22 protein-coding genes and 1 pseudogene are annotated in these 21,706 nt (G+C 61.6%); 9 read left to right on the top strand and 14 right to left on the bottom strand.

The genetic code is table 11. The features are described from left to right. Positions 1 to 574 precede the first annotated feature (574 nt). Positions 575 to 2,176: a glycogen synthase GlgA gene (gene glgA / locus P0D84_RS28865; RefSeq protein WP_408342257.1), complete on the top strand. Its 1,602-nt coding sequence runs from the start codon at positions 575 to 577 to the stop codon at positions 2,174 to 2,176. Positions 2,177 to 2,426: 250 nt separating this feature from the next. On the opposite strand, the gene P0D84_RS28860 is transcribed toward glgA, so the two are convergent. Then, positions 2,427 to 2,720, bottom strand: coding sequence for a BBE domain-containing protein (locus P0D84_RS28860; protein WP_408342255.1), 294 nt, complete (start codon positions 2,718 to 2,720; stop codon positions 2,427 to 2,429). Positions 2,721 to 2,814: 94 nt separating this feature from the next. On the opposite strand from P0D84_RS28860, the gene P0D84_RS28855 reads away from it, so the two are divergent. Then, the gene (locus P0D84_RS28855) at positions 2,815 to 3,462 is read left to right on the top strand and encodes a glutathione S-transferase family protein (protein ID WP_408342253.1); all 648 of its coding nucleotides are present in this window, start codon (positions 2,815 to 2,817) and stop codon (positions 3,460 to 3,462) included. Positions 3,463 to 3,527: 65 nt separating this feature from the next. Here the strand turns inward: P0D84_RS28855 and P0D84_RS28850 are convergent, their stop codons facing one another. Next, positions 3,528 to 4,367 carry a phytochelatin synthase family protein gene (locus P0D84_RS28850; protein WP_408342251.1) on the bottom strand — a complete coding sequence of 280 codons (840 nt, stop codon included), beginning with the start codon at positions 4,365 to 4,367 and terminating at the stop codon, positions 3,528 to 3,530. Next, a complete protein-coding gene (locus tag P0D84_RS28845; RefSeq protein ID WP_408342249.1) occupies positions 4,345 to 4,566 on the bottom strand; it encodes a hypothetical protein in 222 nt (73 codons plus the stop codon). The genes P0D84_RS28850 and P0D84_RS28845 overlap by 23 nt, the downstream gene beginning before the upstream one ends. Before the next feature lie 41 nt (positions 4,567 to 4,607). On the opposite strand from P0D84_RS28845, the gene P0D84_RS28840 reads away from it, so the two are divergent. Then, positions 4,608 to 4,904: a DUF1289 domain-containing protein gene (locus P0D84_RS28840; RefSeq protein ID WP_408342247.1), complete on the top strand. Its 297-nt coding sequence runs from the start codon at positions 4,608 to 4,610 to the stop codon at positions 4,902 to 4,904. Positions 4,905 to 4,928: 24 nt separating this feature from the next. Here P0D84_RS28840 and P0D84_RS28835 read toward each other — a convergent pair whose 3' ends face one another. From P0D84_RS28835 to P0D84_RS28820, 4 genes are all read right to left on the bottom strand, one after another. Next, positions 4,929 to 6,074, bottom strand: coding sequence for a diguanylate cyclase domain-containing protein (locus P0D84_RS28835; protein WP_408342245.1), 1,146 nt, complete (start codon positions 6,072 to 6,074; stop codon positions 4,929 to 4,931). Then, positions 6,034 to 6,741 carry a hypothetical protein gene (locus P0D84_RS28830; protein ID WP_408342243.1) on the bottom strand — a complete coding sequence of 236 codons (708 nt, stop codon included), beginning with the start codon at positions 6,739 to 6,741 and terminating at the stop codon, positions 6,034 to 6,036. Before P0D84_RS28830 ends, P0D84_RS28835 begins: the two co-directional genes overlap by 41 nt. A gap of 643 nt (positions 6,742 to 7,384) precedes the next feature. Further along, positions 7,385 to 7,729, bottom strand: a complete 345-nt coding sequence (locus P0D84_RS28825; protein ID WP_408342241.1) for a cupredoxin domain-containing protein — start codon at positions 7,727 to 7,729, stop codon at positions 7,385 to 7,387. A 35-nt stretch (positions 7,730 to 7,764) separates the two neighbouring features. Further along, positions 7,765 to 8,733, bottom strand: a complete 969-nt coding sequence (locus P0D84_RS28820; protein WP_408342239.1) for a metallophosphoesterase family protein — start codon at positions 8,731 to 8,733, stop codon at positions 7,765 to 7,767. A 231-nt stretch (positions 8,734 to 8,964) separates the two neighbouring features. Here P0D84_RS28820 and P0D84_RS28815 point away from each other — a divergent pair, with 231 nt between their 5' ends. Together P0D84_RS28815 and P0D84_RS28810 are read left to right on the top strand one after the other, a co-directional pair. Then, positions 8,965 to 9,156 carry a hypothetical protein gene (locus tag P0D84_RS28815; RefSeq protein WP_408342237.1) on the top strand — a complete coding sequence of 64 codons (192 nt, stop codon included), beginning with the start codon at positions 8,965 to 8,967 and terminating at the stop codon, positions 9,154 to 9,156. 91 nt (positions 9,157 to 9,247) lie between these two features. Continuing rightward, positions 9,248 to 9,982 carry a hypothetical protein gene (locus tag P0D84_RS28810; protein WP_408342235.1) on the top strand — a complete coding sequence of 245 codons (735 nt, stop codon included), beginning with the start codon at positions 9,248 to 9,250 and terminating at the stop codon, positions 9,980 to 9,982. Positions 9,983 to 10,260: 278 nt separating this feature from the next. Here P0D84_RS28810 and P0D84_RS28805 read toward each other — a convergent pair whose 3' ends face one another. The 3 genes from P0D84_RS28805 to P0D84_RS28795 all read right to left on the bottom strand — a co-directional run bounded on the left by P0D84_RS28805 (position 10,261) and on the right by P0D84_RS28795 (position 12,196). Continuing rightward, on the bottom strand, positions 10,261 to 11,265 hold the full coding sequence (locus P0D84_RS28805; RefSeq protein WP_408342233.1) for an aldo/keto reductase: 1,005 nt from the start codon (positions 11,263 to 11,265) through the stop codon (positions 10,261 to 10,263). An 86-nt stretch (positions 11,266 to 11,351) separates the two neighbouring features. Then, positions 11,352 to 11,858 (bottom strand): SRPBCC family protein, encoded by a 507-nt coding sequence (locus P0D84_RS28800; protein ID WP_408342231.1) that lies wholly within the window; start codon positions 11,856 to 11,858, stop codon positions 11,352 to 11,354. Positions 11,859 to 11,860: 2 nt separating this feature from the next. Next, positions 11,861 to 12,196, bottom strand: a complete 336-nt coding sequence (locus tag P0D84_RS28795; RefSeq protein ID WP_408342229.1) for an ArsR/SmtB family transcription factor — start codon at positions 12,194 to 12,196, stop codon at positions 11,861 to 11,863. Between the two features lie 136 nt (positions 12,197 to 12,332). Here P0D84_RS28795 and P0D84_RS28790 point away from each other — a divergent pair, with 136 nt between their 5' ends. Beyond that, positions 12,333 to 13,250, top strand: coding sequence for a LysR family transcriptional regulator (locus tag P0D84_RS28790; protein WP_408342227.1), 918 nt, complete (start codon positions 12,333 to 12,335; stop codon positions 13,248 to 13,250). A 19-nt stretch (positions 13,251 to 13,269) separates the two neighbouring features. Here P0D84_RS28790 and P0D84_RS28785 read toward each other — a convergent pair whose 3' ends face one another. Together P0D84_RS28785 and P0D84_RS28780 are read right to left on the bottom strand one after the other, a co-directional pair. Further along, positions 13,270 to 14,421 carry a branched-chain amino acid ABC transporter substrate-binding protein gene (locus P0D84_RS28785; RefSeq protein ID WP_408342225.1) on the bottom strand — a complete coding sequence of 384 codons (1,152 nt, stop codon included), beginning with the start codon at positions 14,419 to 14,421 and terminating at the stop codon, positions 13,270 to 13,272. Positions 14,422 to 14,552: 131 nt separating this feature from the next. Further along, positions 14,553 to 15,782, bottom strand: coding sequence for an NAD(P)/FAD-dependent oxidoreductase (locus P0D84_RS28780; RefSeq protein WP_408346083.1), 1,230 nt, complete (start codon positions 15,780 to 15,782; stop codon positions 14,553 to 14,555). A gap of 350 nt (positions 15,783 to 16,132) precedes the next feature. Here P0D84_RS28780 and P0D84_RS28775 point away from each other — a divergent pair, with 350 nt between their 5' ends. Both P0D84_RS28775 and P0D84_RS28770 read left to right on the top strand, forming a co-directional pair. Then, positions 16,133 to 17,536, top strand: a complete 1,404-nt coding sequence (locus P0D84_RS28775) for an aminotransferase-like domain-containing protein (RefSeq protein WP_408342223.1) — start codon at positions 16,133 to 16,135, stop codon at positions 17,534 to 17,536. Positions 17,537 to 17,656: 120 nt separating this feature from the next. After that, on the top strand, positions 17,657 to 18,742 hold the full coding sequence (locus P0D84_RS28770; protein ID WP_408342221.1) for a TIGR03118 family protein: 1,086 nt from the start codon (positions 17,657 to 17,659) through the stop codon (positions 18,740 to 18,742). A 382-nt stretch (positions 18,743 to 19,124) separates the two neighbouring features. Here the strand turns inward: P0D84_RS28770 and P0D84_RS28765 are convergent. Both P0D84_RS28765 and P0D84_RS28760 read right to left on the bottom strand, forming a co-directional pair. Then, positions 19,125 to 19,350: pseudogene (locus P0D84_RS28765) on the bottom strand (sigma 54-interacting transcriptional regulator); the annotation flags it as partial. A 67-nt stretch (positions 19,351 to 19,417) separates the two neighbouring features. After that, positions 19,418 to 20,572, bottom strand: a complete 1,155-nt coding sequence (locus P0D84_RS28760) for an epoxide hydrolase family protein (protein WP_408342219.1) — start codon at positions 20,570 to 20,572, stop codon at positions 19,418 to 19,420. Between the two features lie 339 nt (positions 20,573 to 20,911). Between P0D84_RS28760 and surE the strand changes: the two genes are divergently transcribed. Then, positions 20,912 to 21,691: a 5'/3'-nucleotidase SurE gene (gene surE / locus P0D84_RS28755; RefSeq protein ID WP_408342217.1), complete on the top strand. Its 780-nt coding sequence runs from the start codon at positions 20,912 to 20,914 to the stop codon at positions 21,689 to 21,691. The last annotated feature ends 15 nt before the right edge of the window (positions 21,692 to 21,706 follow it).

Genomic DNA, 21,706 nt, shown 5'->3' with positions numbered 1-21,706 from the left:
TGGTTTTGATGAACCCTTCCGGCGAGCACGCAGTGCGAGGCGGGAAGTATGAGCGCCTTGTCACTCACGTCGAATGCGCGAGGGCACGGATTCCAGATGCACCACTACCGCGACTGTGCGGGGGACCCGCTTATGCGCTGGCGGTGTGAGCCGCTTTCTTTGCTTATCTTTCTTTGCGGCGGCAAAGAAAGTAAGTGCTGCCCCGCACAGGGGCGACGCTAATAGACCAATATCAATTCAAGGAAAGGCCAACGCCATAGGCAAACAGAAAACAAGCGCTGCGCAGGCACCCAGCTAAAGCAAACCCCAACGCCGTAGGCACCCAGCCGCTAGCTCCGCGAAGACAATCCGAACAGCGAGGACAAAACTCAAAAGTCAAAAGTCAAAATCTACACACAATTGAAAAAACACGCTCCCTCCCGGCAACGGACCTCAAAGCAAAACCCTCCACCCGTGCTACATCACAACCCGCCAGCGGCAAAAAAAACCTAGGCACACCCCTTGCTCAAGCTTCGCGCTAGCGAACTCCACCGCACTGTCCAAGTGCAAAAAAACCCATCCTTTGGGGGCCATTTTGTCGCTCAATGTTCTTCTTGTCGCTTCCGAAGCTTTGCCCCTCGCCAAATCTGGCGGCCTCGGCGATATGGTCAGCGCATACGCCGCCGCCCTGCGCGAGGCCGGCGTCGACGTATCGATCCTGATGCCCGCGTACCCCGCCGCCCTCGAGCGCGCCGTCGGCGTCACGCCCGTGGCTCGCATGACCGGCCTGCCCGGCGGCGACGCCAAACTGCTGCGCGCCCAGATGCCCGACACCGACATTCCCGTGCTGCTGCTGCAGATGGACCACCTGTTCGCGCGCGAAGGCCTCTACCGCGACCCGCAAGGACGCGACTACCTCGACAATCTCACCCGCTTCGCATCGCTCGCGGCAGCGGCCACCCGAGTCGCGCGCGGCGTGCGCTGCGTGAAGCGCCCCGACATCGTGCACGCGCACGATTGGCATGCGGGACTCACGCCGCTGTATATGCGCCTCGCCGGCGTCGCCGCAAAAAGCGTCTTCACGATTCACAACCTGGCATTTCAGGGCAACCACCCGCTCGCGATGGGTGGCTGGATCGGCGTGCCGCCCGAATTGCTGGCGCCGGCACTGTCCGATGAACGCAGTATCGAGTTTTACGGCTCGCTCAGCATGATGAAAGCCGGCATCGTGCACGCCGACCGCGTCACGACCGTCAGCCAGCGTTATGCACGCGAGATTCTGACGCCACGCTTCGGCCACGGCATGGAAGGCGTTCTGCAGGCGCACGCCGGCAAGCTCTCGGGCATCGTCAACGGCATCGACGCGACAAGCTGGAATCCGGCAACCGACCCGCTCATCGCGCGCCCCTATTCCGTCGACGACACCGCCGGCAAGCAGGCCTGCAAGCGCGAACTCCAGCAGGCCTTCAGCCTGACGCGCGATCCGTTCGCGCCGCTGGTCGCCATCGGCAGCCGGCTGACCGAGCAGAAACTCGCGGATGTCGTGGTGCGGGCGCTGCCGGAGCTGCTCGAACGGCATCCGCGTCTGCAGTTTGCGATTCTCGGTCAAGGCGAGCACGGACTCGAACAGGCACTACGGGCACTGGCAGCCGCATGGCCCGGACGGGTAGGCGTGCAGATCGACTACGACGAGCGGCGCGCGCACATGCTGCACGCGGGCGCGGACATCCTGTTGCACGGCAGCCGCTTCGAGCCGTGCGGACTCACGCAACTCTATGCAATGCGCTACGGCACGATTCCGGTAGCGTCGCGCGTGGGCGGTCTTGCCGATACGATCATCGACTATGCGCCACACAAACGCCGGGGCATCGATCTCGCGACCGGCTTCCTGTTCGACGGCGAGAGCACGGGTGACGTCATCTATGCAATCGGACGCGCATTGGACGCGTTCATGCAACCGTCGTCATGGCATGCGTTGCAACGGAATGCGATGAGCCGTGACTTCGGCTGGGAAGTGTCGACATCGAGCTATCTCGCGCTCTACGCGGATCTGGTCGAAGCGCGGCCAGTCCTGCACGATGCTCGCGTTCGCAAGACGCCGGCCCGGGCACGCCCGGCAGTGTCCGACGGGACGCGCAGTGCACGCTCGGACGAGGGCTTTAACGCAGGTGTGGGGGAGATGGCGCGGAGTGCCTAGTGTCGCTGCCGGATAATCTCCCGGAGCGATCCGCTAATGCGATCGACCGCACGGGAACAGTGGTTGACACGCTACGCCCCGCTTCATGCAGGTCATACGCCGTCCATGGAATCGCCGATGCAGTCACTTGTTCTCCGAGTCGCTCGACCGGGAAAAACGTTTTAAGGTCCCGACGGCCATCGGATCGTTTTGCAGAACGCTGCGTGCGGGTGAAAAACTTCCGGCCGCCGTTGAGGATGTGCGGCGTGATTCAATCGTCTGCGCTTTTCACTCTCGTGAAGCCGTCGGTGCTCCACATTGCCGAGTTCACGCCGCGATGAACGAAGCACAAGCCGTCGGGATCGTATTTACGCTTCGCCGCCGCTACCCGCGCGTAGATGCTGCCCCAGTTCGCTTGCTGCCAGTCACCCTCGAAGAAATTGCACCCCGATAAATACGTCCCCACGTTGGAGACGATTGCGGCAGGGCCTGTGACGCCGAACGGTTGCCAGACGTGTGCGGCCTCGTCGCGCTTCATGCCCTGATACAGCATCGAAATGCCCAACGAAGTGTCGCCGTGAAAAGCGACCGTTACGAATCGCGCTAGACTACACCCGAATTCAAGTCGATGAAATCCAACAAGCATGCGGAGTGAATGAATGGACTACCTTCTTTACTACTCGCCGGGCGCGGCAAGCATGGCGGTTCATTGGATGATGATAGAAATGGGCATCCCGTTCGAGGCCCATCTCGTCGACATCGACGCCGGCAAGCAACGAAACCCGGAATATCTGCGGCTGAATCCGTCAGGCCGCGTTCCCACGCTGATGGTCGACGGCATGCCGCGCCACGAATCGGCCGCGTTGCTGATGCTGCTGGCCGAGCGGCATCCCGAAGCCGCACTCGCGCCTGCGCCAGGCTCGGCCGACCGCGCGGCGTGGCTGGAACTCATGATCTATCTGGCCAACACGCTGCTGCCCTGCATGCGCGACTGGTTCTACGCGGACGTCGACGGCGATCCTGCCGGTGCCGAAGCAGTCCGGGCGCTCGCGCGGCACCGTATCGAAGAAGCCTGTGACCGGCTCGACACCGATCTCGCTGACGGCCGTGATTATCTGGTCGGCGGCACGCTCAGCACTGTCGATTTTCTCGCCGTGGTGCTGATGCGTTGGACACGCAATATGCCGCGCCCCGCATTGGGCTGGCCGCATCTCGCGCGCTACATTCGCGGACTGCGCGCCATGCCCTCGTTCATCGAACTGAACACGCGCGAGGGGCTCACCGAATGGCGTAACCAGGACGATTGATGCGCGCTCAACCAATTCGCCCCCGAGGCTGGTAAGCGAGACGAACACGCCATGAAAGCCGCCAGTCAGTTCGTTCGCGTGCCGACGATCACAATGCCGCGTGAAAGTCCGCTCACGTTATCGACCGCCTGGGCTGCGGCATACAGTTGCGTAAGCGGCACCCACACTGCCGGATACTTGTAGCGCGCAACATCGAGAAGCAGCGCGCTGTCGCTTGCGGCGTCGTATGCGGCAAGCGGCGACCAGTGACCACCGCCTGCCTCACCGATCTCCACCCGTCTGAAGTTCAATAGCGCAAAGCGGTCGCTGTGGCCGGTCGTGTCGCGAATCAGATCGCGAAACTGGGCGAGCGTCAGATCAGCAGCGTGGAATTTCTTCACCTCGACAGGAAACGCACTCAGGGCCGCGCTGAGCTGATCGAGCGTCATGCCCTCTTTCGATACCCGCGCGGCGTTGGCCACCTGCGGATCGACGTTGCGAAAGAAATCCTCTTGTGAGAAGTATGGGAAATCCGGGTACTGCGTCGACTCCGGGCGGCGGATCCCCAATGCATTGAGCGCCATCACCGAGGTCGCGACCGAACAGTAGGCTTCGTTGCGCTGCGTTTCGAAATACTCCGAAAGCGGCCAGTACGACTGGTTATCGGGGGTGGCAATCAGACGTTTCTGGCCCGCCGGCTGCGTCAAGGCAACGAGGTTAGGCGGAACCGGCAGCGGCCCGTCGGCCGGGCGTGCCGCGCTTGCTGCGGGAACCTGATACGAATCCTGATGGGCAATTTGATCCGCGACTTGATTTGCTGCCGGCGGCAGCTGCGCACAGGCCGCCAGGGTTGCCGTCAGAAAAGCGGTCAGCCATCCAGATGGACTCGTACGTCGCACGGCATCAATCAAGGAATATCTGGACATTGCCCTTTCCGCAGTGGATAAGTTTCGAACGATTGCCATCTTCCAACGCTTCCTGCGCATCGGCGACGCATGGAATTTTTAACACGAAACCAATCGACGCGTGAGTTTGCGCCCCAGCCGTGCGTTTGTTCAGCCGCTTGCTATACTCCAGCGGCCTATCCTGGCGCGCGCGACCGAACAGCTTATCGAAGTCGCTCACAGCCAATTCAAGTAGACCGGACAAGTAGACCGGATTCGAATATGAGTGACTTAAAAAGCGCCGCGTCTGGCGCACAACGCGACCCCGCCTCGCTAGACACCTCCGATAAAAAGCAAAGTCAATCCGGCGGCCCCAATGCGCCGATTGCGACAGTGCTCTCTCCTTGCATTGACGTCTGCAAAATCGATGGAAATACGGGCATGTGCATCGGTTGTCTACGCACACGCGACGAAATTCGCGGATGGAAAAACATGACCGATGATTTGCGCCTCCAGATGATAGAGGAACTGTCGCACCGTAAAGCGAATCTGGAAACTAGCAACACAAGGACTCTATAGAGTCGGCACCGTTGAGCGCGTGGATCAACTTGCCGGCTCAGCGAACGCGTAACTGTTCTTGCCGCTGCGCTTGACCCGATACATCGCCTCATCGGCCGCGGTCACGAGGCTATGGTAATCGCCAACGGGATCGGGAAAACTGGCAATGCCGATGCTGGCACGAACCAACCCGTTGCCCATCTCCTCGTCCGTCTGAACCACACAGTCGATCAGTCGCCGGGCAATTTCGCCCAGCTCTGCATTCGTCGAAAATTCCCGGACCAGTACGGCGAATTCGTCGCCGCCAATCCGCGCGACGACATCGACTTTGCGCACCGACTCACGAAAGCGTTTCGAAACCGCAATCAGAAATTCATCGCCAACGCGGTGACCGAGCGAGTCGTTGACCTGCTTGAAGCCATCCAGATCGACGTACAGCACGGCGATTTTTCGAGGCGCCCCGCCCGCGAGCGATTTGGTCGCCGCCGCTTCGAGCGTGGCAAACAGCTTGCGCCGGTTCGGCAAGCCGGTCATCGCGTCATGCAGCGCCGCCTGCTCGAATTCACGCGACTGGCCCGCGAGCAAGCGATTCCGTTTGGCATACATCCCCAGCGCGGTAATCAGCATGCAGAACAGCAACGCCGCCGATGCGATCAGTGTGTGCGCGACGTAGGTAATCCGTGCGCGTACATCGGCGCTGGCAGCGTCGCGCTGCACGCGCCACCAGCTCGACACGGTAGTGAGCCAGGCATCTGTGTCGCGCAGATCGGCATCGGGTGTCAGCGCCGACGAAGACACATGCGGCGCCGCCGACGGACTCACGTTCACCAGTGCCGCCAGTGACATGAGGCGATGGGTGAGTTCGGTGCGCGCCTGCCGATACCCGGCGGCTCGCGTTGCCGTGGCGTCGGGCAATTGCTGCCAGATGCCAACTATGCTCCGGGCGCTTTCCGCCCGCTCGACCGCGTCGAGAACGAGCTCCGCATATTCCTGCTTCAACTGTTCGGAGAAGATCGTCCTGATTTGCAGCGCAAGGTATAGAAGGCCAATCAGCAGACAAACCAGCGCGGCGGCGGCGATCGCAGCCGGCCCTGGCCTGAAGCGGATCGCGAGGGCGCGCCCACGAGCGGCGCGCGAGGTACGCGTGCGCTCAGGGATGGGAATAGATGTCTTGCCGGCTTCCGGTGCCATGCTGGCGATAACTTACGCGGCGAAAGAACGAACCCATTCGGGCGAACAGGCTGCCTTTGCGCCTGGCATCGGCCGTCGAAGAAGATCGGCGATCCTGTTGAGCGAGACGCGCATCCCTGGCCGCTCGACTGGACGCCAGCTGCTGTTGCGTAACGGCATTGGAGGGGGGCGCCGCGCGGCGAGCCGCAGGGGCGGAAGATGCGGCCACGGCGGGCGTTGCATCGGCCACGCTGGTTTGGCGAGCCGGTGGCGTAGCGCGTTGCGTGACTGGACCCGCCCAGGAGGCTTGCTGTTTTCCTGCTTCGTCCGGTGCTGCCGGCGTGCTCGCCGTGGCCGCCGGGCGCGGCGCTGCCACGGCAGTCGCCACCTTTGCAGGCGCAATCAATTTCGCGGACGCCGGCGGTCCTGCCGTCGCTAGCGCAGCCGTCCCGAGCGCCTGGCGCGCGCCTGCCATGGCGTCGGCATACGCCTGCTGATCGTGGTTGAACCAGACGCCGTAAGCGACCGTACCCACGACGCCAAAAGTCAGCGCGCTTGCAGCCGCGACGCATAGGGCGAGACGTCCGAATCGTAAGGGCGGTGCTGCGGCCGATGGCTCAGCGCCAGCGTCATCGCCGGCATCCGGATGCTCTACAGCAGATTTAGGGAACTCGGTATCGTTGAACATTGCACTACTCTCCGGAATCCTTACGTCTGACATGTCGGCAGACTTTAATCACACGATTCAGCGGTGGCCGTTCTGGAGTTATTGGAAGATTTAACCCGCGCGCCGGGTAGCGACAATACGGTAATGCTGCGCTTTAAACGGCCGCTTTGCGAGCCGTGTGTGCACCGATAAAATCTGGTAAAAAATTCAACGTCGCGTGCATCGACGAGTCGTGCCGGAAGTCCTTGTAGGTCGGGTCTGTACGCCGGGCCGCGAGTGATGACGTGAGCATGCGCTGATCGCCATCGAGCACGCAACAAACACGCCCAAGGAAACGGTGCCGACCTCGTCGCATTCAGCCGCCACTTCTAGTCGAATTCGGACTTGCCGTATCGTGCTGAAGCACAAGCCGCCACTCGTGCCTTACGTGCGCACCGCCTTGTGAGGCGGCGCAGAAAGCATTGCTCTGATTTCCCGGTTTATTCGTCTACTGTAGGAATCGCCGCGGTCGTGTGAGTCAATGCGCCGTCGCCCCGCTCCAACCCTGCTACCCAACCTTGGGGTTTTCATGTCACGCACCATCATGTGGATGCACATCGCTATCTGAAGACCAACGGACAATTCTGGAAGGTCGTTGTGACGGTGTAAGCGGCTTAAAGAAAACCTACTGCACGGTAATGGTTTCCTTCATATTCGGGTGGATGCCGCAAAACACCTTATATACACCCGGCTTGTCGAACTTGAACTGGAACGTGTCGTTCTGATCGAGCGCGGCGGAGCGAAATATACCCGCGTCGTTCACGACGGTGTGGGGCTCACCGTCGAGATTTTTCCACGTCACCGTCGAGCCGGTTTTGACCGTCATCGCCATCGGCGAAAACATGAAGTTCTTGATGACCACGGCGCTGGGCGTCTCTGCCCGTGCAACGGACATTCCGGCCGACGCCGCGATTAGCATCGAACTTCCAAGCAGCACAAAGAAGGCGCGGCGAATTGCATTAGTTTGCATAACTGATCTCCAATTAATTAAATAAAAAACTTGAATCAGACGAGTGTCGTATCGGCAAGCGTCGCATGGAGCGGATGACGCACAACCTTGATGCTGGTCACCCCGAGCATTCTGGGAAGCTGATCGCTCGCCACCGTGAGCGGCCCAGGGCCGGGGCCATTGCCGGCGGTCGGCTGGGGATAGGCCGTCGAGCGCGCGGTATGGAAAGTGATATTGCCTTCCACCTTCGACACGATCTGGTGAATATGACCGTTCAGGACGGTCACCGAGCCGAAGCGTTTCAGATAGCTCATTGCCTGACCGGCATCGCCCGTGCCCCAACCCCACGGCTCGTAGATCGTCCACATCGGCATATGCGCAAAAACGACGATCGGCGTGCTGGACGAGCGGCCCTTCAGGTCATTTTCGAGCCAGGCAAGTTGCTCGTCGCCGAGGCCGCCCAAACCGTTCGGCTTGAAATGCATCACGTTGACCAGCGCGACGAAGTGCACGCCGTTATGGTCGAAGCTGTAATACCCCTTGTTGTCCGACGCCTTGCCGAAGCGGCTGAAGTATTCGGTTCCCGGGCCGTCCGTTACGTCGTGCTCGCCGGGCACGGTGTGCAGTTCCGTGATATTCAGACCCGCCATCAACTGAGCCGCGAGATCGAACTCCGCGGGCTTGGAAAGATGCGTGATGTCGCCCGTGTGGATAGTCAGCGCGGGCTTGACCGGCATGGCGTTGACGTAGTCGATCGTCTGTTTGAGCGTGCCCGCGACGTCGGGGTTGGCTTCTTTATTGAAGCCGATATGCGAATCGCTGATCTGCAGGAAAAGCGGCACACCCGTGGTCGTCGAGGATGATTTCGCATCGGCCGCGAGGGCCAACTCCACGGGCGTGAGAATGCCGCCGGCAAGTACGAACACCGTGCCTACGCCGCCGAAGGCGAGACATTTCAGTGCCCCGCGGCGCGATTGGTTGAAAGCAGGGTCGAAGGCATGATCGGATGAATGATGTGACGACATGTTGACCTCACGAAAAGGATTCGCGAGCAACCGCGGGGTCATCCCGCGGGCATCGCGACTCGGTTCATGAGCAAGACTGCCGCGCCATCGGTTTTATTCCAGGCGCGGAAAAATAGCATCGGCCAGTGAGTGCCGCCCCTCAGGCTTATACGTGTCGTGTCAGGATCAATGTGGGAATAGCCACGCTGCGGCCGCAGTCATGCAGACCAGGAACCTGAAAGGAGTAACACCATGGACATCATCGACATGGCCCGTGCCTCGGGCATCACAGTCATCCTCGACGGCAGGATCGGCCGCGAGGAGTACCAGAGCGTGTGCGGCTCGCTATCCGCATTGCAGCGATTTGCCGAAGCCGTGCGTCAAGGCACGGTGCAACAAAGTGACAATCAGAAGCGCGCCAGAACGGCTGTGCGCCTCGGTTGAGACCAGAACGGCGACGCAGCGCTGCTTGAATTCGCTCAATCGCCGCGTCTGAAACAGACTTTCTGAACATACGGTAATAACGGAGGAAGATGTGCAACCCGCTTTACGCCGCCTGCAACTCGGATCGGGCGTGGTGCTGCTGATTTATCTGTTTTTGCACCTGGTCAATCATGCGCTCGGCATCTGGTCGCTCGATCTTGCCGGGCGCGGACTCACGTTCGCGCTGTGGATCTGGCATAGCGTGCCTGGAACAATCGCGCTGTACGGTTCGGCCCTTCTCCATTTCGTGCTGGCCGTGCGCACGATTTACGGGCGCCGCCACTGGACGCTTCCGCCGGCCGAATGGATTCGCCTGTGGGCCGGACTCAGCCTGCCTCTGCTGCTGATCCGGCATGCGGTGGCAACGCGTCTCGCGGCGTCGCTGTACGGCTTCGAGCCGAACTACGAACGGATCGTGATATCGCTGATCGTGAGCGGCACGCAAGGCTTGCAACTTGCGCTGCTCGCGCCGGGCTGGATTCACGGCTGCCTCGGCCTGTGGTTTCGATTGCGCCACTATCCGGCGGCGCAACGCGCGAGACCCGTTCTGCTTGCTTTTCTCATTCTTTTGCCATTGCTGTCCGCTGCGGGTTTTCTGCGGATGGAGCAAGCCGTCGTCGCCATGCATGCTGTTCTCCCCGCGCCTGATTCGACATTGCTGGCGCACCAGCTTGCGCTCGATACGTGGCGTCATGGTCTCGTCACGCTTTACCTTGTTGTGCTGGTTGGCGCGCTTCTGGCAGGTCTGTTGCGCAATTGGCTCGAGCGCCGGCTGCGTGCGGCATGACGTTGACCGTTGCCAACCGGGGGCGAAGCAGTGAACTGATGAGCACAGATGACGGGCACATCATAAGCAGATAGGCTGGAAGGATGAGCAGATTCTGTGCGTTCGCCAATTCGGCGAAATACGCGGGAATCGGGCTCCAGTATCCTTCGCCGGTTAGCCACACTGATATCAACACCGCGATGTGGACAGACTGTTCAAGTACAAACGGCCACGCGGACTGCGCCGGCTCAACAGAATCATTTCCCCCCACCAGCGGACGTTCACACGCGAGCCCACGCTCAACCATTCACCGCCGACACGATTCGCGCGCACATCGCTTTGTCAGGCAGGGGACCGGACCCCGCTCGAACGTTGTCAGCCATGTATTGCGGACGCCCGGTTCCTGGGATCACCACCGTCACCGCTGGTTGCGCGAGTACGAATTTGAGCAGGACTTGCGCCCAGCTCGTGCAGCCGATTTCAGCAGCCCAACCAGGTAGTGCTTGCTTGCCGACGCGCGCAAGCAGGCCGCCACCACCGAAAGGTTGATTGACCACGACACCGATGCCCAACTCCGCCGCAAGCGGCAGGATGCGCTGCTCCGCGTCACGATCGTCCGCGGCGTAGTTGATCTGCACGAAGTCGGGTTTTTCACTGCGCATCACGGCTGCGACCTCGCCGAACGCACTGGACGTGTAATGCGTAATGCCGATATAGCGAATCCGGCCTCGTGCTTTCCAGTCGCGCAGTGTGGCGAGCTGGGTGCGCCAGTCGAGCAGGTTGTGAACCTGCATCAGATCGATATGCGGTTGCTGAAAGCGGCGCAGCGATTCTTCCATCTGCGCGATGCCCGCCTCGCGCCCTTCGGTCCAGACTTTTGTGGCAACGAAGGCTTTGTTGTGCGCGTCGAGCCGTGTAAGCAACGCCCCGGCCACCGCTTCCGACGAGCCATACATCGGCGACGAATCGATCGTCGAACCGCCGGCTTCGAACAGAATCCGCAACACGTCGGCAAGTTGCGACTGCGCGGCGGCGTCATTGCCGACATCGAAGGTGCGCCACGTGCCGCAGCCGACCACGGGCAGGCGTTCGCCTGCCGAGGGAATCACGCGTTGCGCCATGCGCGGCAGCGGCGTCGTGGTGGATTCAGTTTGTGTTTGGGATTGGGCCTGGGCCTGGCCTTGAGCCGGCGTGATATGCGGCAAAGCAAGCGAGACAGGCAAGCCAATTGCGGCGCTGCCCACTGTGCGCAGAAAGCGGCGTCTGCCGTGACGCCGTGCATCGTGGTTCGACGGAAGTGCCATAGCGTGCCCTCGATAAGCAAGCAGTATTGTGACTCTGCACGATACGGCAATTCGGCGCTGCGCGTGATGGCGCCGGGCGTGCCCGTCTAAAGGGCCGACGGCTCGCTCGATGGCTCGCTATGAGTTGAATTCGATCCAATGCACCGGTCAGTTTGTTGCGCTTCCAGTTCCGTAACGAGCGCGTCGAGCTTTTCGAATGCGCTGTTCCAGCCGGCTTGATGATCATCGCGCGCGATCTCGTCGAAGAACTGCGCGTGCGTGAAATGGAGTTCGGTTCCGCCTTCGATCGGGCGCAGTCTGAGGGTGACGAGTGAGCGGCGTTCGGGCATCGTGACCCACTCCCACGTAAAGACGAGCTTGCGGTCCGCTTCGACTTCCCGGTATTCGCCACGGCAGTCATGCGTTTCACCGTCCAGCGTCTGAAACACCACGCGAAAACGGCCGCCCACGCGCGGATCGGCTTCGGCACTCAGTACCGGTCCGGCGTCGGGCCCCCACCAGCGCGCCATCAGTTCGGGCTTGGTCCACGCTGCGTAGACCCGGGCCGGCGATGCCTTGATGCGCCGGACGATCGTCAAGATCGGCTTTTCCATGGTCATTCCTCTTGTCCCTCCACAAAATCGGCAAGCCGGTCGAGGCTTGCGGACCAGAAGCGCTCGTAGCGCCTCAACCATGCCATCGCCTCCTCCATTGGACCGGCGACCAGATCGACCGACACGGTTCGCCCGTTCTTCGTGCGCGCTACCAGACCCGCGTCGCTCAGCACGTCGAGGTGCTTCATGACCGCAGGGAGCTTGAGCGGCAGCGGACGCGCGATTTCCGTGATCGACAGGCCGGGCTCCCGTTCGAGGCGAACGAGGATGGCCCGGCGCGTCGGGTCCACAAGGGCGGCAAACGTGCGATCGAGCTGACTGACTGGAGACTTTGCCATATGGTGAACTATAGGCGGTAAGTGGTTGGTGTCAATATTTTTCATGAACTGCACGGGTCGCCCGGCGTCCTGTTTGCGGCCTGTTGCCAGTCCGTTCTAGACTTCGGGTCGGTGACAATCGAGAGAGCAACCCTGTATGGACATTCTTCAAGGCATGGCGGTGTTCAAGCGTGTCGTCGAAGCATCGAGCTTCTCGAAGGCGGCCGATTCGCTGGAGATGCCGCGTGCGTCGGTATCGATCCTCGTGCAGAATCTGGAGAGCTATCTGGGGGTACGCCTGCTGAATCGCACGACGCGCAGTGTGCGGGTTACCGACGACGGTGCGCTCTACTACGAATACTGCGCACGCATTCTCGCCGAGGTTTCCGACGCCGAGTCCGCGCTATCGAACAAGCGGCAAAATCCGCGCGGCACGATTCGGGTGGACACGTCCGCCACATTTGCCGCCAACGTGCTGCTGCCCGTGATGGGTAATTTCAATGCGCGCTACCCCGACATCACCGTGAAGTTGGGGCTGGCCGACCGCAACGTCGATCTCGTGCAGGAAGGCGTCGATTGCGTGATACGGATCGGCACGCTCGACGATTCCAATCTTGTCGCACGTCCGATCGGCAGCGTGCGCATGTGCATCTGCGCTGCGCCTGCCTATCTCGAGCAGATGGGCGAGCCCGCCACGCCCGATGATCTTGACCGCCATCGTGCCGTCAATTATTTTTCCGCGCGCACGGGACGTGTCTATCCCTTCGAGTTCAAAGTGGACGGCGAGCTCATTCGAAAGCCGGTGGACGGCATACTCGCGGTCAACGACGGCCTCGTGTACGCAATGTCCGCAACCGAAGGACTGGGGATGATCCAGACGCCGCGCTTCATGGTCGCGAAGGCGATTCACACTGGCGCGTTACGTGAAATTCTCCGCGCCTATCCGTGCCCGCCTGTGCCGCTTTCCTTGCTGTATCCGCAGCGTCGGCTGAGCATGTGCGTGCGCGTGTTCAGCGAGTGGGTTCACGAACTCGCGCAGAACAATCCGGACCTCAATGGCGAGGGGTACGCCTGAGCGCACATTTCGCCGAAAATCAGACGCCGTTGCCGCCGACTGTCTTGATGCTCTTCCATTGTCCTTGCTGGACCTGAAACAGCGTGTACGGCGGCTTGATCAGATCGCCATAGGGATCGAAGGTAATATCGCCGGTCACACCGGTCACCTTGACCTTCGAGAGGCTGTCGACGATCTTCGCGCGATCGAGCGAGTCGGCGCCGTGAATCGCCTTGATCATGGCAAGCGCGGCGTCATAGGCAAACGGCGCATACAGTTCGACATCCTGATTGAAGCGTGCTTTATAGCGCTTGCCGAATGCCTGCGCGGCGGGCAACTTATCGAGCGCCGGACCGGGCTCCAGATCCTGAGTACCATCACCCGCCGTGCCGGCGATCTGCAGGAAAGCATTGCTCTTCAGCGCACCCGCGCCGAACAGTTGCGCAGTCATGCCCAGCGAGCGCATCTGCTTAACCAGCATCGCACCCTGTTCGTCCAGACCGCCGAAGAAAATCAGATCGACGTTCTTGCTCTTGAGCGTCGTCAGGATGGCGCGGAAATCGACCGCTTTGTCATTGGTGAATTCGCGGTCGACCACGTTGCCGTTCGCCTCTTTCGCCCCCTTTTCGAATGCATCCGCGAGCCCTTGCCCGAATGCGGTACGGTCGTCGATGATGCCGATGCGCTTCGCTTTCATCTGCTCCACCACGAAATGCCCGGCCACGACACCGCCAATGCCGTCGTGCCCCATGGTGCGAAACACGTTTTTGTAGCCTTGTTTGGTGAGTTGGGGATTGGTGGAGCCCGGCGTAATCATCGCAACGTTCGCCTGGTGATAGACCGTCGACGCCGGAATACTGCACCCCGAGTTGTAATGCCCAATCACACCGACTACGCCGTCGTCGACCAGTTTCTGCGCGACCTGAATCGCCACGCGGGGGTCCGCCTGATCGTCCTGTACATCGAGCACGAATTTGACCGGTTTTCCGCCGATAACCGGATGCTTCGCGTTCTCCTCATCGAGCGCTAGTTGGGCGCCGTACTGCAGGTCTTTGCCGACTCGTGCAACCGGCCCGGTCAGCGGCCCGACGAAACCGATCTTGACGACTTCAGGATCGACCGCCCACGACGACGGTATATATGTGACGAGTGCGCAAACGGTGACACTCAACAGCCAATAGCGGCGATTCATGATGCGCTCCTTGCGAGATGTAACGTCGCGCGACGTATAAATTGGCCGATCCGATGCGCGACGCGTCGAAACCGTCCTGCGATGTTTGTCGTGAAGCGAGACAACCTGTACGGCCAAAACCTCTACGAAATTCAAAAACGCGTTGCCGCGTAAGGCGCCAGATCGAGCGGCGGCGCACGCTGCGCGATCAGATCGGCGACGATGCGCCCGCTCACCCCGGCTAGCGTCAACCCGAGATGCTGGTGGCCGAATGCGTAGATCACCCGCTCGCTGGCGCGCGATCTCCCGAGTACCGGCACGCCGTCGGGCAGCGTCGGACGGAAGCCGAGCCAGTTGCGATCCGGCGTATCGAGTGCGGGTAAAGCGCGCTTCGAAGAAAACGTCAACAGGTCGATCAGCGAACGGTTGCGCGCATCACCAAAGCCAGCCAGTTCGACCGTGCCGGCGACGCGCAAGCCATCGCTCATCGGCGTCATGTAGAAGCCGCGCTCGGCCCACCCGACCGGTCGCGACACCAGCTGCTGCGCGCCCGGAAAGCGGACGTGATAGCCCCGCTCCGTATCGAGCGGGACGGGATCGCCGCATTGTTCGGCGAACTGGGCGGAACGCGCGCCGGTGGCGATCACGACATGACTGAAATGGCGCGTAACGCCCTCAATCGTCACACTCGCGCCTTTCGCGCAAGGCTGCACCGCGTCGACAGCGAGACGTTCCAGCTTTAAACCTTGCGCCGCAAGCTGCTGATAAAGCGTCTGCAGAAAACCTTGTGGATCGGCGAAGTGCCAACTGTTGCTGAACAACACGCCTCGCTCGAAGATCGGTGCCAGCGACGGTTCGAGCGCGCGGATATCGCCACCGTTGAGCACCTCGAAGGCGACGCCGAGCTTTTGACGCAGATCGAGCGCAGGACGCGCGGCATCGAACGAAGCCGCGTTCGAATACAGATACAGGCACTCACGCGGCCGGACGAAACGCGCCAGGTCCGTATTGGCAAGCAACGGCGCATAACCTTCCTGCGCGAGATCGAGCAACGCGGCGAGTGCGCCGGCGCTCGCTTCGTACCGGCGTGGCAGCGAACTCATCATGAAACGCGCAAGCCATGGTGCAAGATGGGGTAGATACCCCCAGCGCAATCTGAACGGGCTCTGGTTCGAGAGCAGAAAGCGCGGCAAATCGCGGAACACGGACGGGTTGTTGACCGGAATACAGGCATAGTGCGCGAAGGTCCCGGCGTTGCCGAACGACGCACCTTGCCCCACCCCGGCCGGATCGAACAGCGTGACTCGATGGCCGTCGCGCATCAATGCCGCGGCGCTCGCGAGGCCGATGAATCCCGCACCGATGATGGCAATTTCCGGCATCACTTGCGCCCTTCCACCGGAATCCAGGGTTGCGGAAAGCTCATCGGAAAACTCCTCCTGACAGAATCTGGACATGGCCCAGTGGCGCCTCAATACACACACCACCAGACAAACACTTGCAATCAGAATCACACAATATTTTTTTGTGTGCAATTAAAACGCACATTGTGTGGCCCTGGCACTTTCCCTGGATGGCCCATGGCGCAATCCTTGCCAACCCCGCAGCCGCAGAGCGCAAGCAAGCCGAATGGTCTCGTTTAAGCGTTGCACCGGCGCATGTCTGGTATAGAATCGGCAAAAATCCGCACAATCGCGGACAAAGTCGATTTTGTATGGAGACATTGGTTCTTATGGCTTCTGGCAAAGACACGGCGCGTGAGGCCAACGGGGCACCGGCGCAGACGAAGCGCTCGACGTATGTCGAAGTGTCCAGTTCGATCGAGAGTGAGATTCGCAGCGGCGTCTATCCACCGGGCAGCCGCTTGCCGCCGCAGCGGCAACTTGCCACCGAACTCGGCATCAATGTCTCGACCGTGTCCCGCGCATACAAGGAATTGCAGTTGCGTGGGCTGGTGATCGGCAGCAAGCGGCGCGGTTCCCTCGTAACCGGCGGCGCGATGCCGAGCGTCGAACCTGCGCAAGCCACGAGCAATGCCGCGATCGACCTGACCGTCAATCGGCCGGCCACAGGTGAATTCCTGAACTGCCTCGCACGCACGCTGGCGGATTTGCCGCGCGACCCGCGTTATCCGCAATTGCAGGAATACCAGCCTCCGCAAGGGCCGTTATGGGCGCGCGCCGCCGGCGCCCGCTGGATGGCAGCGCCTGGCTTTACGCCGCCGCCCGATCACGTCATTGTCACGAGCGGTGCGCAGCATGGCTTGTATGCGGTGCTGAACAGTCTGATCGGCACGGACGGTGTGATCCTCGCCGATCAGCTCACCTACTACGGCCTGAAGGCCCTTGCACCGGTTTTCCAGTTCGAGATCGTCGGCATTCCGAGCGACCGCGACGGCCTGCTGACCGACGAGGTCGAGCGTGCCTGCCGGCGCATGCCGGTGAAGGCGATTTTCACGGTACCGAATCTGCAGAACCCGACCGTGACGACGATGAGTCTGGCGCGCCGCATGGCGCTCGTCGACATAGCACGCCGGCATGGTGTGGCGATCATCGAAGACGACGTCTATGGGCCGCTGGTTTCGCAGCGGCTGCCGACTATCGCCAGTCTGTGTCCGGAATTGACGTTCCACCTCGCGGCGACCTCGAAGATCCTCGCCCCCGGCTTGCGGCTCGGCTATCTGCTGAGTCCGCCGGACAGTTCCGCGCTTTGTGCGGAGGCGGTGCGCACCACGGCGTGGATGCCCGCGCCGATGTCGATGCTGATCGCGTCCATCTGGATCGAGGACGGGACCGCGCGCCACATCATGGACGCGCAACTCGCCGAAATTCGCGCAAGGCAGGATCTCGCGCGCGAGTTGTTGCCGCAGGAATTGCTGCAAACCGACCCGGCGTGCATGTTCGTTTGGCTCAAGCTGCCGCCGCCGTGGCGTGCCGACGACTTTGCGGCCAATGCGAAGGCGCGTGGCGTGGTGGTGATGCCGTCGTCGGCATTTGCCGTGGACCGCTCGGAGATCGAGCACGGCGTGCGGATCAACCTCGCGTGCGCGACGAGCCGCGATCAACTCGTGAGTGCATTAAGACTGCTGACAGGCACGCTGAAGGATCGTCCTCGAGCATTGTTCGGGACCATCTGATCGACGCCACCAGGGGCGTCGCCTCAGATCAAATCAAATTGTTCGATCGCCAACGGAATAAACCCGCCACCCCGCACGTTCAATAACCGCAACGACCATCGGTCAGAGAGAGGTGCGGTCATGAAGTCTGTGCTTAAAGTATTGGGCGGCGTCGTGAGTGGCGCGGCGTTGACGGCTCTCGTCGCGTGCGGGGGCGGGTCCGGGTCGATCACTGCGCAGTCGTTCACCACGACCACGCTGGTCTCGGACGGCGCGGTCTCCGCACCACACACCGACGTGAATCTGAAAAACGCATGGGGCATCGCATTCAATCCAAAGGGCTTCGTCTGGGTTGCCGATAACGGGACCTCCGTCGCGACACTCTACGACGGCAACGGCGTACCGCAATCGCTGGTCGTCAGCATTCCGAATGGAATCAACGGCCCGGCGAATCCGACCGGCATCGTGTTCAACGGCACGACGGATTTCACGGTCACTCAGGGTGGCAAGACCGGCGTGGGTGCCTTTATCTTTTCCGGCGAAGGTGGCACGATCACCGCGTGGGCGCCGGCGGTCGCTCCCACGACCGCGATCGTCATGTTCGACGGCGGCAGTGGTGGTGCGGTCTATAAGGGGCTCGCACTCGCCAGCAATGGCACGGCGAACTTTCTCTATGCCACCGACTTCCACAACAACAAGATCGACGTGTTCGACAAGAACTTCGCGAAGGTCGCGATGCCCGGCAAGTTTCAGGACGCGTCGCTGCCGGCCGGCTTTGCGCCGTTCGGCATTCAGGCGATCGGCGCAAAACTTTTCGTGACCTACGCCAAACAGGACGCCGACGCGCATGACAATCTCGACGGTGCCGGGCTCGGCTTCGTCGACGTATTCGATACGTCCGGCAATCTGATGCAGCACTTCGCGTCGGCCGGTCCGCTGAACGCACCGTGGGGCATCGCACAGGCGCCGGGCAACTTTGGCCGCTTCAGCGGCGACGTGCTGATCGGCAATTTTGGCGACGGCACGATCAACGCCTTCGATCCGGCAAGCGGGCAATCCCTCGGCGCCGTCAATCTGCCGAATGGAACCACGTTCGTACAACGGGGGCTTTGGGGTATCGCGTTCGGCAACGGGCTCGATAATCAGCCGGTCAACACGCTGTTTTTTGCTGCGGGGCCTAATGACGAAGCGAACGGGGTTTATGGGCGTATCGACGTGAAAATGTGAGCGGCGCCGCGCGCGTTCGTGGTGCAACGTCGAACGCGCGCTCACCCTGCGCCGCCACGCGGCGCGGCTTCGCACTCGGCATGAGCCGCTCCATCAGCGCCTGACTCTTCACGCTGCGCGAAGCGCAAGCAGACAGCGCCGCGAGGCGCCCCACACTCAGCATCCGCGCGATGCGGCTCGCGCCTTCATGGCGTCACGCTTGAGCCGGGTGTACTGATCTGCGGCGATGGAGTCGGATGAACCGGGGCGCAGGTATCAGGTATGAGCTATCGCTTCACGTCCTTGCATTGCCTTTCGGCCAAAAGCCAGCGTGACGCAACCCAGCTGCCGTCATTCGGCTTTCGGCGTGTCGGAAGTACGCGACAGAATGGGTGTTTTAGCGGTACAGCTCCGCACGAAAACGCCCGTCTTCGATCTCGGCCCTCATGTCGACGCCGGGGCCGAGATGATGCGCACGTCGACATCGATCGAACCCGTGCCATCCAGGCGGTCGATGGTGCGTTCCTGCAGAAAACGCAGCAGGTCGCCTGACTCTCGAACGGCAGATCGCCGATTTCGTCGAGAAACAGCGTGCCGCCGTGAGCGGCTTCGACGCGCCCTATTCCGCGTTAACTCGCGCAGCCCAGCGGCGCCGATATCGGATTGGCGCCGTGTGCCTCGGCGTAGTTGCGTCGCCTAGCGCCGCAACTTTCTGAAAAACTTGCGAATCTCGGCGGCGAGTAAGTCAGGCTTTTCCATCGCGGCGAAATGACCGCCGCTCGGCATGTCGGTCCATTGCACGACGTTGAAGGTCCGCTCGAGCCACGTGCGCGGCGGATGATGGATTTCCTTTGGAAAACGGGCGAACCCCACCGGCGGCACGATGCGTTGCCCGTCGGTGAAGCGCATGGGCTGCAAGCGGTTTTCCCAATACAGCTGCATTGCCGTGCCGGCACTCTGCGTGTACCAGTAGAGCGAAATGTTGGTAAGCAATTCGTCTTTCGAAAATACCCGCTCGATGTCGCCGTCGCAGTCGCTCCACGCGCGAAACTTCTCGCCGATCCAGGCGGCGAGTCCCACGGGCGAATCGTTCAGCGAAGCCGCCACGGTCTGCGGTTTTGTGGTGTGCATGTGGGCATAGCCGCCCTCGAGGGCCGCCCATTCGTTCTTCTCGCGCAGATAGTTTTCCTCTGCGGGCGTGAGCGGGGTCTGCGCGGCGCCGTTTGCGGGCTCGTATGAACTCGGCAAGAAGTTGAGATGAATGCCGTCGACGGCGTCGTGATGTCGAGCCGCCAGCGCGACGGAGACGCCAGCGCCCAGATCGCCGCCCTGGGCGCCGAAATGCTCATAGCCAAGGCCGCGCATTAACGAAGCCCACAGATCCGCCACCTGAAACGCGGACGTACCGGGCTCGACGGGCGCCTGCGAGAACGCGAAGCCGGGCAACGAAGGAACGACGACGTCGAATGCATCGGCCGGATCGCAACCGAACGCAGCCGGGTCGCATAGCCGGTCGAGCAACGCCTGGAACTCGAAAAACGAGCCCGGCCAGCCATGCGTGATCACCAGCGGATAAGACGCGGGGCCCACGCCACGACGATGCACGAAGTGCACGCGCTGACCCTCGACTTCGGCGACAAATTGCGGTTGCAGATTCAACCTGCGCTCAGCCTCGCGCCAATCGAAACGATCGGCCCAGTACTGCGCGAATTCTCGCAGCCAGGCGGAATCGGTGCCTTGCTGCCAGGCCGGCGACGGCGTTGCCGGTGCCCAACGTGTTGCACGAATACGCCGGCGAAGATCGTCGATGTCAGCGTCGGGCACAGCAATCTGAAACGGCTCTATCTGCATGTCAGTTCATCCGGCACAGGGTGTGAGAGAGCGGGCGCTTCGGATTCGATGACACTCGTCACGGAGTCCAGCGGGAGGGAAGTCCCGACGCGGCCATGAAGCACGCCCGGAGCGGGCACGAAGCGCACGAAGCAATTTGCATGGTACACAATGAGCGCGTGTCCCGTTTTGTGTTCCGGCGACCTCCATGCATGCAGCGCGCGCGGCACTACTCGCATCTCAATGCCTTGGTGAAGGCGTGTCCCATGTGTTCCCCCTGCCGCAGCCCGTTTCGCTACACGCCCTGCTCAATAGCCGGATAATAAGACTTCCCTTACCTATCGAGAGGAGCGTGTTGCGATGTCTGCCTATGAATCCAAAGTGCCGCGGGTACTGTTGACCAACGACGACGGTATCGACGCGCCCGGCCTCGCCGTGCTCGAAGCGGTTGCCGCCGAGCTTGCCCACGAAGTCTGGGTGGTCGCGCCTGAGCACGATCAGAGCGGCACATCGCATTCCATCAGTCTGCATTCGCCGCTGCGCGTGAGCCGCCAGGGCGAGCGGCGTTTTGGCGTGGTGGGTACGCCGGGCGATTGCGTCGTGATGGGTGTGCGGCATCTGATGCGCGACGCGCCGCCTACGCTGATTCTGTCCGGCATCAATCGCGGCGGCAATCTCGGGGTCGAGACGATGTTCTCGGGCACGGTCGGCGCCGCGATGACGGGTCTGTTGCTTGGGTTGCCGTCGTTTGCGTTGAGCCAGACTTTCAGCGACCGCGACAAGGTGCGCTGGGACACCGCGCGCGCACTCGCGCCTGGCGTGATTCGCCAGTTGCTCGCGATCGGGCACGATGCGCCTACCTGCCTGAACATCAATTTTCCCGACGTCGACGCCGCCTCCGCGGGGCCGCTTACGCCGAGCAAACAGGGCGTCGGACTCGTCGAAGATATCGAGGTGCTGCCGCAAGTCGATCCACGCGGTATCGCTTATCACTGGTTGCGGTTTCAACGCGGCACGCGCGCGAATGACCCCGATAGCGAAACAGCCGTGGTGGCGTCCGGACGTGTGTCGGTTACGCCCCTTGCGTTCGATCGCACGGATGAGCCCACTTTTGCACGGCTTGCTGTGTCGTTGCGATAACGGGCGGTCTGCGCG

It is taken from the genome of Paraburkholderia sp. RL17-337-BIB-A, assembly GCF_046025895.1.
Classification (GTDB): domain Bacteria; phylum Pseudomonadota; class Gammaproteobacteria; order Burkholderiales; family Burkholderiaceae; genus Paraburkholderia; species Paraburkholderia fungorum_C.
The sequence above is the reverse complement of the archived record's forward strand: the minus strand, read 5'-3'. Positions and strand labels throughout refer to the sequence as shown.

Bases quoted from the DNA above. Each gene is read 5' to 3' on its own strand.
- P0D84_RS28855 (WP_408342253.1), top strand. From the start codon at position 2,815: ATGGACTACCTTCTTTACTACTCGCCGGGCGCGGCAAGCATGGCGGTT.
- P0D84_RS28850 (WP_408342251.1), bottom strand. From the start codon at position 4,367: ATGTCCAGATATTCCTTGATTGATGCCGTGCGACGTACGAGTCCATCT.
- P0D84_RS28840 (WP_408342247.1), top strand. From the start codon at position 4,608: ATGAGTGACTTAAAAAGCGCCGCGTCTGGCGCACAACGCGACCCCGCC.
- P0D84_RS28835 (WP_408342245.1), bottom strand. From the start codon at position 6,074: ATGGCACCGGAAGCCGGCAAGACATCTATTCCCATCCCTGAGCGCACG.
- P0D84_RS28830 (WP_408342243.1), bottom strand. From the start codon at position 6,741: ATGTTCAACGATACCGAGTTCCCTAAATCTGCTGTAGAGCATCCGGAT.
- P0D84_RS28825 (WP_408342241.1), bottom strand. From the start codon at position 7,729: ATGCAAACTAATGCAATTCGCCGCGCCTTCTTTGTGCTGCTTGGAAGT.
- P0D84_RS28820 (WP_408342239.1), bottom strand. From the start codon at position 8,733: ATGTCGTCACATCATTCATCCGATCATGCCTTCGACCCTGCTTTCAAC.
- P0D84_RS28815 (WP_408342237.1), top strand. From the start codon at position 8,965: ATGGACATCATCGACATGGCCCGTGCCTCGGGCATCACAGTCATCCTC.
- P0D84_RS28805 (WP_408342233.1), bottom strand. From the start codon at position 11,265: ATGGCACTTCCGTCGAACCACGATGCACGGCGTCACGGCAGACGCCGC.
- P0D84_RS28800 (WP_408342231.1), bottom strand. From the start codon at position 11,858: ATGGAAAAGCCGATCTTGACGATCGTCCGGCGCATCAAGGCATCGCCG.
- P0D84_RS28795 (WP_408342229.1), bottom strand. From the start codon at position 12,196: ATGGCAAAGTCTCCAGTCAGTCAGCTCGATCGCACGTTTGCCGCCCTT.
- P0D84_RS28790 (WP_408342227.1), top strand. From the start codon at position 12,333: ATGGACATTCTTCAAGGCATGGCGGTGTTCAAGCGTGTCGTCGAAGCA.
- P0D84_RS28785 (WP_408342225.1), bottom strand. From the start codon at position 14,421: ATGAATCGCCGCTATTGGCTGTTGAGTGTCACCGTTTGCGCACTCGTC.
- P0D84_RS28780 (WP_408346083.1), bottom strand. From the start codon at position 15,782: ATGCCGGAAATTGCCATCATCGGTGCGGGATTCATCGGCCTCGCGAGC.
- P0D84_RS28775 (WP_408342223.1), top strand. From the start codon at position 16,133: ATGGCTTCTGGCAAAGACACGGCGCGTGAGGCCAACGGGGCACCGGCG.
- P0D84_RS28770 (WP_408342221.1), top strand. From the start codon at position 17,657: ATGAAGTCTGTGCTTAAAGTATTGGGCGGCGTCGTGAGTGGCGCGGCG.
- P0D84_RS28760 (WP_408342219.1), bottom strand. From the start codon at position 20,572: ATGCAGATAGAGCCGTTTCAGATTGCTGTGCCCGACGCTGACATCGAC.
- surE (WP_408342217.1), top strand. From the start codon at position 20,912: ATGTCTGCCTATGAATCCAAAGTGCCGCGGGTACTGTTGACCAACGAC.